Origin of the sequence: Fulvivirga aurantia (assembly GCF_009711475.1) — a bacterium.
Lineage (GTDB): Bacteria > Bacteroidota > Bacteroidia > Cytophagales > Cyclobacteriaceae > Fulvivirga > Fulvivirga aurantia.
In genome coordinates, this window is the sequence record NZ_SMMD01000830.1 from 1 (window position 1) to 9,964 (window position 9,964).

The window sequence follows — 9,964 nt, forward strand, 5'->3', positions numbered from 1 at the left end:
CCTTCGTATACTCAGGATGACTCACCTTTTTGAGACGGTCTCTTTTATTCTCAGTATTTCCTCTTCTTAGAAATGGAAATCGTTGCTTTCTAATATATCATAAGCCAAGGTCTCATTGATGAGTTGGGACTTTGACAAATAATCTTTGTCTGGGTAGTATATAAATAGACAGCTTTTCTCAGCTATCATATTTATAACTCTTTTATGATCCTTCATAGGGATTGACGGGCAACCAAAGCTTCTTCCTATCCTTCCATAAGCTTTTGTATAAGATGGATCTACATAATTAGCCCCGTGCATTACCACAGCGCGTCTGCGGGCATTATCATTGAAGCCAGGCTCAGAACCATCTAATCTTAGTGAAAGTCCGTGCTTGCCATAGTATTTTTCTGCAGTGATGTAGAATCCCAAGCTGCTACTGTTTGAGTTAGGTACGTTAGAAAATACTTTGGCAAATTCGTTTCCTGTATTTCTACCGTGAGCAACCAGTGAGTTATAAACAACTTTATTCTCTTTAAGGTCGATAATCCAAAGTCTCTTCTTATTAGAAGAAAGCCTAAAATCGATGATGGTAAGCAAGCTGTCATTGGCTAACTTGTTTTGGCTCTTAAGATTTAAAAAACCAACTAATCCTTTTTTGTAAACTTCGAAATCTGGTTTTTCTCCATCAAATAGAAGGGTCTGGTAACTGTTTTCGATGAAGTGATTGAGGGTAAGTTCTTTTTCTCCTTTTAAATCTGATGCTGATAATTGAAATGTGGCACTCAAAATAGCAGCAAAAACAATAAAAACTTTTCTCATTAATGTGACGATTATTTTTGTTCAAAATGTTTTAAACAGCCAACTCGACAACCAACGATAGTGGGGACAAAATAATTTCAAGACGGATAAATTTTTCTACCAAAAGCAAAAATTTTTCCTCACAATTGAGGATTCTGTTATACAAACACCCCAAAAAAATGTGCTAAATCACTGATTTTGAGGCAATGGCACACCTTTTTCTTTATATGAGGTATGTTGGCAGAAAAAATAAAATATCTCATTTATATAAGTATCATAGTCTTGATTAGTAGTTGTAGTGTGCGTAACACTCCTCCCACTACCACCAGTCTAACCATAGATACTACTTTTAATAAGTTTCGTAACCAGGTGCAGGCCAAACAGAGGCTTGAGTACTCTCAAAACAGCCTGTCGCTTATTCCTAAATCTAAGATTAAGTTTTACATCGCTCAATATGTAGATTCTGTAGATGTAAAAAGATACATTAGTGACGATGTAAACAGGACCCACATTGCAAAAGAACTGAAGGAGCTGTATAGACACAGAGACCATGATCTTATTTGGGTGTCTACCAAAGGTGTTTTAGAGAACTCTACTGTAATGCTGAGTGAGTTATTAACAGCTAATCGACATGGGTTTAATACAGCAAATTATAATGCGACTTATCTACTTAACCTTTCTCAAAATGCCTTTAAAAAAGATAGTGACCTCAACTTATTTGAGCTGATAGACCTTGATCTCAAAATGTCTGCCGCGTACGTGACTTATGCCTGGCATTTATCAAACGGTATGACAGTACCGCAAATCATACAGGGTAGATGGAACAGGCAGCGTCATCTTGAGCCTGTGGCAAAGGTATTAGCAGAAAACTCTGTTCAGGATGCTATCGCTTTACTTTCACCAAAAACCGCTGATTATAAAAATTTACAATCCGCTTTGGAAATGTATGAGGCCATAGCTCACAAAGGTGCGTGGCCTACTTTACCTTCGTCTATCAAGCTGGAAGAAGGTGATACAAGCAGTTTTGTAATCACCTTAAGAGACAGGCTTATCGCTTCGGGTGATCTTAAAGAAGATAAAATGAGTAACTCTGAAAGGTCGGTATTTGATTACGATTTATACAATGCCGTAAGAAGATTTCAGTACAGACATGGCTTGGCAGTAGATGGAGTTGTAGGTAAAGGAACAATTAGAGCGCTAAACAGATCTGTAGATGAAAAAATAGCAATGATAAAGCTAAACCTTGAGAGGATAAGGTGGATGCCGTCTGATCTTGGTGAAAAGTATATTTACGTGAACATCCCTGAATTCAAATTATATATAAGAGAACGTGAAGAGTTGGCTTTAGAAATGAGAGTTATAGTTGGAAGCAAAGACAATAACACTCCGGTATTTGATGAAACCCTCGAGCACATCGTTTTCAGCCCGACATGGAAAGTCCCTAAGAGTATAACTCAGGAAGAAATACTACCAAAAATTAAAAGGGACGTTAATTATTTAAAGAGAGGAAACTATAAGCTTTACAAAGGATGGTATGGTGGTGACGAACCTTTAAATCCAGACTCTATTGATTGGTCAGTTATTGATGAAAATTCCTTACGTGTAGTTCAACAACCAGGTCCTGGAAATGCGTTAGGTCGAGTAAAGTTTTTGATGCCCAATAACATGAGTATCTATTTACACGATACACCTGCAGATTATTTATTCAATAAGGAGTACCGCGCAATGAGCCATGGTTGTATCAGGTTAGAATCACCCGACTTATTAGCTGAATATCTTCTTAGGGAACAAGCCTGGGACAGAGAAAAGATAAATGAACATATGTTTAAAGAAGAACCTGTTTGGGTTGGTCTTAGAACTAAGTTACCGGTCTACATAGATTATCGTACTGCCTGGGTCAATAAAGATGGATTGGTAAGTTTTGGAGAAGATATCTATGGTATCGATCAACTTCAAGCCAGTCCGTGGATAGATAAAAACAATGGAGCCGTAGCTACTATCGGCCAGGCTCCATAGGTCTTCTTGCTCGAGTACCTTAGTTATTCAGACACACCAGCCAGGTCAAGTATAAATGCGTACTCTAAAGCTGTTTCTTTGAATTGCTTAAATCTACCGGAAGCACCCCCATGTCCCGCATCCATATTAGTTTCGAGAAGTATAGTGTTATCTCCCGTTTTCATTTCTCTCAGTTTGGCTACCCACTTGGCCGGCTCCCAATATTGCACCTGAGAGTCGTGTAAACCTGTAGTCACAAGCAAATTTGGATATTCTTGTGCCGAAACGTGATCGTATGGTGAGTAGGAAAGCATATACTCATATGATTCCAGCTCGTTAGGGTTACCCCACTCATCATACTCTCCTGTAGTCAACGGGATACTTTCATCAAGCATAGTAGTCATTACATCAACGAAAGGAACGGCAGCAATCACTCCTTTAAATAAGTCAGGTCGTTGATTTATTACAGCTCCCATAAGCAGGCCACCAGCACTTCCTCCGCGTGCATAGAGCTCTTCTTTTATGGCATACTTAGAATCGATAAGATATTCTCCACAGTCAATGAAGTCATTAAAAGTATTCTTCTTCTTAAACATCTTACCATCTTCATACCACTCACGCCCTAGCAACTGGCCTCCTCTTATATGAGCAATGGCGAAAACAAAGCCTCTATCTAACAAGCTCAATCTTACAGAGCTAAATCCTGGATCGATCGTAGCTCCATAAGAACCGTAGCCATACAATAAAGTCGGGTTGCCTTCAGCTTTCTTTAATGACTTCTTATAAACCAATGAAATAGGTATTTGCACACCGTCACGTGAAGGTGCATATAGCCTTTTGGTTTCATATTCGTCTGGATTGTAACCACCCACAACCTCTTGCTGCTTAAGCAACGTCTTCTCCCGGGTGCGCATATTGTAATCATACACCGAGCTTGGGGTAGTCATTGAGGTATATCCAAATCTCAATAGTTCGGAATCAAAGTCAAGGTTTACTGAGGTGTAAGCCGTGTAAGCCTCTTCGCCAAAATCAAGGTAATGTTCTTCTTTGGTTTCCTGATTGATCACTCGAAGGTTGGTATTGCCTTTTTCTCTTTCTTCAATAACCATGTGTTTTTTAAATACTTCCACCCCTTCTAAGAAAACCTCTTTTCTATGAGGAATTACCTCTTCCCAATTCTCCTTGGCTGTTTTTGTATCAGGAGTTTCCATCAACTTGAAGTTTGTCGCGTTCCAATTGGTAATCACATAAAACTTATCTTCAAAGTGCTGAATAGAGTATTCCAGACCAGCCTCACGGGTTGTAAATGGTTTAAAATCTCCTTCGGGATTATCAGCTTCCAAAATACGATAATCGTTGGTAAGGGTGCTGCCAGACCATATCACTAAAAACTTTTGAGACTTTGTTTTATAGATGCCCGTATAGAAGGTGTCATCCTCCTCCTCATAGATCAACACATCTTCTGTTTTAGAGCCTAGTCGATGTTTAAATATTTGGTTCGACCTTAATGTATTCTCATCCTTCTTGGTGTAGAAAAGTGTTTGGTTATCATTAGCCCAGGTACTACCACCGGTAGTAAATGGTATCGACATATCTAATATTTGTCCTGTTTTCAGGTTTTTAACATACAGCGTATACTTTCTTCTACCCACTGTATCTACACCATAAGCCAGTAACTCATTATTAGTACTTACATTAAGACCGCCTACGCTAAAATACTCATGGCCTTCTGCCATTACATTTACATTAAGCATTACCTCTTCTGCTGCCTCTAAGGTTTCTTTCTTCCTGCAATGTATTGGGTACTCTTGTCCTTCTTCAAAGCGAGTATAGTACCAATAGCCATTCTTTTTATAAGGTACAGACTCATCAGTCTGCTTTATTCTACCCACAATTTCATCATATAGCTTTTCCTGAAAGTTCTCCGTGTGCTTCATCACGGTATCTGTATATGCATTTTCAGCTTCCAGGTAAGCAATAACTTTTGGATCATTGCGGTCATTCATCCAGTAGTAGTTATCTATCCTTGTCTGACCGTGTGCCGTAAGTTTTTTTTCTATCTTTTCTGCCTTGGGAGGTACAGGTTTATTCATCTCAGCGTCTTCCTTTTGATTACAACTTGCAAACATACTGCAAAGCAACAGGGCAAATAAGGCTAGTGTTATATTTCTCATATTTATAGGGGATTTTTATAACACAATGAACGAAATTGTTTTGTATGAAAATATGTTTTACATGATAGAACGTCAGATAAGGTTATAGAAGGAAATAATATGGCAAAAAAGGAAAATAGAGAGAATGAACGACCCAAGGTTGAAAAAGACGAGGTAGCTGATGAAAGGTTTGAGGAAGAAGAAAATGACTTTGGTGGTTTGCCAGACAGAGACCTTAAGAAAAACCTGGGGTGCGGTTAATCAGGCATTGTACAAAGCCTTAAAAAATCTTTAATAATTTCTGTGGTTCGTTCCTGTTGCTCGAACATACCCATATGCCCTGTATCTTGTAAAATGTTAACGATGGCTCTTTTAGGTATCAGCACTTGCTCAGAAGTTTTCTCAATTGGTACCGAAGTATCTTTATCTCCTGCAATAAACGAAATGGGCCCATCGAAGCTATTTAATACATCAGTGCGATCAGGTCTGTCTCGCATGGCTTTGGTGTAGCTTATCAGCGTATTTTGTGGAGTTGTAGCTGCTATATCAACTACTTTTTCTATCGTTTTTAAAAGCGGTTTTCTATTCTTTACATAAAACAAGGGTGGTACAAATGAGGTGACAAAAACTTCGACACCTCTCTTTTCTACAAACTCAATAGCCTTATTTCTTGATTCTTTCTTTTCTGTATCGTCAGCAAAAGCAGTGGAGTGAAATAAAGAAAAGCCAGTAAATCGATCAGGTTGCGTGTTGACCATTTCGAGTAGCACATAACCACCTAAAGAATGACCCACAGCGGCACATTTTTGTATCTCGAGTTTATCTAAGAGGTTTAATACGTGTTTAGCAACATCTTTAATAGTAAAGTCTCCTGTTGGCAACGGGCTTTTACCAAAGCCAGGCAGATCAACTGTTATTACTCTATAGTCTTCTATAAATGGCTGAGTAAAATCAAACCACATTTCACTGGTTTCGCAAAAACCATGAATGAAAATAACCGGAAATCCCTTACCAGAATCGGTAAAGAATAAATCGCCTTGCATTACAGATTAAGTTAGTTTTTGGCCAGGGTTGGCTCCAACATCGCAACAACTGTATTTTCTATACCGGCAGGATCAAAACCACATTCTGCTTGTAGCTCAAGCTGTGTACCATGCTCAATAATATCGTCTGGTATACCCAATCTCTTTACCTGAGCGGTGTAGTTGTGGTCTGCCATAAATTCAAGTATCGCACTACCAAACCCACCCATGAGACAACCATCTTCAACTGTCACTACTTTATCGTGGTTTTTGAAAACTTCATGCAAAAGCTTTTCATCGAGTGGCTTTACAAATCGCATGTCATAATGAGCGACATTGATATTTTCCTTCTCCAAATTTTCGCAAACCTCTACGGCATAATTGCCGACATGGCCAATAGTGAGAATAGCTAGTTCTTCACCAGCTTTAATTCTTCTACCTGTACCTATTTCTATCTCCTTCATTGGGGTGCGCCATTCCGGCATCACGCCTTGCCCTCTTGGGTATCTGATGGTAAATGCTTTTCCTTCTCTAGGTAGCTGAGAAGTATACATTAGGTCTCTAAGCTCTTCTTCGTTCATCGGAGCTGATACAATCATATTAGGGATCGATCTCATGTAAGCTATATCGTAAGCTCCATGGTGGGTCGGGCCGTCAGCGCCTGCAAAACCGGCACGATCGAGACAGAAAACCACAGGAAGATCCTGTATACACACATCATGGATCACCTGATCATAAGCACGCTGCATAAAGGTGCTGTAAATATTGCAAAACGGTATAAGACCCTGTGTGGCCATACCTGCTGAGAACGTAACTGCATGTTGCTCTGCAATACCTACATCAAATGCTCTATCAGGCATTGCCTTCATCATTATGTTCATTGATGAACCTGAAGGCATAGCTGGAGTAACCCCAACTATTTTATCATTCTTTTCGGCAAGCTCAACCACAGTATGGCCGAATACATCCTGGTACTTCGGTGGCTGTGGTGTTTCAGGTACTTTCTTATGAATCTCACCTGTAACTTTATCAAACTTACCCGGTGCATGCCAGGTAGTTTGGTTGCCGTTTTCTGAAGGACCATATCCTTTACCTTTACGGGTAATGCAATGTAAAATTTTTGGTCCTTTAATATCTTTTAAATCATCAAGCACACTCACCATATGATTTACATCATGTCCATCTACAGGACCGAAGTATCTCAAATTAAGCGACTCAAACATATTGCTTTGGCTAAGCAAAAATGATTTAATACTGTTTTCTACTTTAGAAATTACCTCTCTGGCGTTTGGTCCAAACTTGCTTACTTTGCCGAGAATCTTCCACACATCATCTTTTACTTTATTATAGGTATGAGATGTGGTAATGTCTGTTAAATAATCTTTCAATGCGCCAACATTGGGGTCAATAGACATACAGTTATCATTCAAGATAATCAGTATGTTGCTATTAGAAACACCCGCATGATTCATCCCTTCGAAAGCCAAACCACCCGTCATGGCGCCATCGCCAATCACGGCAATATGCTGCTTTTCTTCAAGGCCTTTATATTTAGAGGCTACAGCCATACCCAAGGCACCAGATATTGAGGTTGATGAGTGCCCTACCCCAAATGTATCATACTCGCTTTCCTTTCTTTTAGGAAAACCAGAAAGCCCTTTGTATTGCCTGTTGGTGTGAAATTTATCTTTTCTACCAGTAAGAATTTTATGCCCATAAGCCTGGTGGCCTACGTCCCAAACCAATTGGTCGTAAGGTGTATTAAATACATAATGCAAAGCTACGGTAAGCTCCACCACGCCCAGACTGGCCCCAAAGTGGCCACCATATACTGATACATTGTCTATTATATAATTGCGAAGCTCTTCAGAAACCTGAACCAATTCTTCTGGCTTTAGTTTCTTCAAGTCATCCGGATTGTCAATAGACGCTAATAATTTTCCTGGTTCGATAAGCATAACATAAAACTGGTAACACAGCTAAAACAATAAATTAAGGTAACTGTTTTAAATACCTAATGCAAACGGTTGGTTTAGCTCTTAAGCCCACAAATTTAGGATTTTACTATTACATCGGTATTAAATGAGACTGATAAATAATATCTTTGAAATTCTCTTGAATATATAAATGCATATAAATTGAGCTTTGAAATCAAATTACCATTATTTGAGGGTCCTTTTGACCTCCTACTTTTCTTTATAGAAAGGGACGAGCTTGATATTTATGACATTCCTATCTCTAAGATTACCAACGACTTCCTTGACTATCTACACCGTTTAGAAGAAATGAATGTTGAAGTGGCCAGCGAGTTTATTTTAGTAGCTGCTTCGCTTATGCGCATTAAGTCAAAGATGCTTTTGCCTCGCCCTCAATTAGACGAAGAAGGTAATGAAATAGACCCCAGAGAAGAGCTGGTAAAACACCTGTTGGAGTACAAGAAATACAAATCGGTACTTGAGCAGCTCAAAAACATGGAGGAAGGTGAAATTGACAAAGAGAAAAGAGGCAATCTTTCCAGAGAAATAAGACTATTGTCAGAGAGTGTAAATGTAGAATCTGAGCTTCAGGATGTAGACCTTTACAAACTACTCAAGGTATACCAACGCGTACTTGAGCGCTATGAGTTAGAAAAAAATAAGCCGACTCACCAGGTGGTACAATATCCTTATACCATAAGCGGTCAAAAAGACTTTATCCTCAACAAATTGGCCGACTCACCTAAACTGGCCTTTACTAAGATTATCGAAGCTGAACCAAACAAAATTGCCGTGATCTTTAATTTTCTGGCCATTTTGGAGCTTTTACAACTCAGCCTCATCACCATGCACCTTGGCATCGGATTTAATAATTTTTGGATTGAGCGATTGGAGGAGGTACCTGCCGGGTAAATGAATCTTGACACTAAAAAAATACTAAAGACTTTAAACCCCAATAAAGTTTGGTTGCCAGCCGCCATAAGCGTTGGTTTTGTGGTCTTCATGATATGGTCTGACGACAATATCACCACAGAAAAACTTAATCTGATCTGGCAAGCAAAAGCATTTCCTGTGGTTATGGCTTTTGTCATGCTCCTGATTAAAGAAACCGCCTACGTCTATAGAATAAGATCACTTACAAATAAGCAGCTCACCTGGACGAGCAGTATCTATGTGATTATTCTCTGGGAATTTGCCTCGGCAGTTACCCCATCAGTAGTGGGTGGTACTGCCGTAGCAGTGTTTATATTACTCAAAGAGAAAATAAACTTTGGTAAGTCGTTGGCCTTTGTGATGCTAAGTGCCATTCTCGATAACCTTTTCTTTGTTGTCACCGCACCACTGGCATTACTAATTATAGGCTATGACATTTTTCCGGACTTTGGCCAAACCATGCGTGGTGTCTTTATTACCAGTTATTCTCTAATCGCCATCTACACGCTGGTGATGTGTCTGGCGCTCTTTTACAGGCCCAGGTTGTTTAAGTGGTTTTTGATAAAAGTCACAAGCCTAAAGTTTCTAAGAAAATGGCGCTATGCAGCATACCAACATGGCAATGAGGTTATGTGGGCCTCGTCACTGATCAAAGGAAAGAAAATCGGCTATTGGATACGTATTATAACAGCAACCATTGTTGCCTGGATAGCCCGATACGCGATTCTCAACTTCCTGATTGCTGCTTATACCGATGGCCTTGATATCATTGATCATGCCGTAATCTTTGGCAAACATCTTATTTTATGGATTGTGATGTTACTCTCACCTACTCCAGGAAGCACAGGTACTGCCGAACACTTCTTCATGCAGTCGTTCGTCAGCTATTTAGATCAATATACGATTGGAGCAGCCATGTTATGGAGAATCATTAGCTATTATCCTTACCTACTTGTTGGTGCAATTATTCTTCCCAAATGGGTAAAAAGAGTATTCTTCAACAGAAGAAAAAACCAATAAGCAAACTGCATATAATTTTGGAAGATCAATGTTAAGCCATTGTTTCTAAAATTTTATTCTGCTCAGTTCCCTATTATTCAGTTTT

General features: G+C 39.3%; 8 protein-coding genes. 4 read left to right on the forward strand and 4 right to left on the reverse strand.

Features of this window, described 5'->3' with window-relative positions:
* Positions 1-66 precede the first annotated feature (66 nt).
* Positions 67-801, reverse strand: coding sequence for a murein L,D-transpeptidase catalytic domain family protein (locus tag E1176_RS11860; RefSeq protein ID WP_155210837.1), 735 nt, complete (start codon positions 799-801; stop codon positions 67-69).
* A gap of 279 nt (positions 802-1,080) precedes the next feature.
* Here E1176_RS11860 and E1176_RS11865 point away from each other — a divergent pair, with 279 nt between their 5' ends.
* A complete protein-coding gene (locus E1176_RS11865) occupies positions 1,081-2,796 on the forward strand; it encodes a L,D-transpeptidase family protein (RefSeq protein ID WP_185152771.1) in 1,716 nt (571 codons plus the stop codon).
* Positions 2,797-2,819: 23 nt separating this feature from the next.
* On the opposite strand, the gene E1176_RS11870 is transcribed toward E1176_RS11865, so the two are convergent.
* Positions 2,820-4,949 carry a S9 family peptidase gene (locus tag E1176_RS11870; RefSeq protein WP_222933139.1) on the reverse strand — a complete coding sequence of 710 codons (2,130 nt, stop codon included), beginning with the start codon at positions 4,947-4,949 and terminating at the stop codon, positions 2,820-2,822.
* Positions 4,950-5,048: 99 nt separating this feature from the next.
* Between E1176_RS11870 and E1176_RS11875 the strand changes: the two genes are divergently transcribed.
* A complete protein-coding gene (locus E1176_RS11875; protein WP_155210839.1) occupies positions 5,049-5,189 on the forward strand; it encodes a hypothetical protein in 141 nt (46 codons plus the stop codon).
* On the opposite strand, the gene E1176_RS11880 is transcribed toward E1176_RS11875, so the two are convergent.
* Together E1176_RS11880 and dxs are read right to left on the reverse strand one after the other, a co-directional pair.
* The gene (locus tag E1176_RS11880; protein ID WP_155210840.1) at positions 5,186-5,971 is read right to left on the reverse strand and encodes an alpha/beta fold hydrolase; all 786 of its coding nucleotides are present in this window, start codon (positions 5,969-5,971) and stop codon (positions 5,186-5,188) included. The two genes, E1176_RS11875 and E1176_RS11880, sit on opposite strands and share 4 nt — an antisense overlap.
* An 11-nt stretch (positions 5,972-5,982) precedes the next feature.
* Complete coding sequence (gene dxs / locus E1176_RS11885) at positions 5,983-7,908, reverse strand: 1-deoxy-D-xylulose-5-phosphate synthase (RefSeq protein WP_155210841.1); 1,926 nt, start codon at positions 7,906-7,908, stop codon at positions 5,983-5,985.
* A 180-nt stretch (positions 7,909-8,088) separates the two neighbouring features.
* Here dxs and E1176_RS11890 point away from each other — a divergent pair, with 180 nt between their 5' ends.
* Both E1176_RS11890 and E1176_RS11895 read left to right on the forward strand, forming a co-directional pair.
* Positions 8,089-8,838 carry a segregation and condensation protein A gene (locus E1176_RS11890; protein ID WP_155210842.1) on the forward strand — a complete coding sequence of 250 codons (750 nt, stop codon included), beginning with the start codon at positions 8,089-8,091 and terminating at the stop codon, positions 8,836-8,838.
* Positions 8,839-9,879 carry a lysylphosphatidylglycerol synthase transmembrane domain-containing protein gene (locus E1176_RS11895; RefSeq protein ID WP_155210843.1) on the forward strand — a complete coding sequence of 347 codons (1,041 nt, stop codon included), beginning with the start codon at positions 8,839-8,841 and terminating at the stop codon, positions 9,877-9,879.
* The last annotated feature ends 85 nt before the right edge of the window (positions 9,880-9,964 follow it).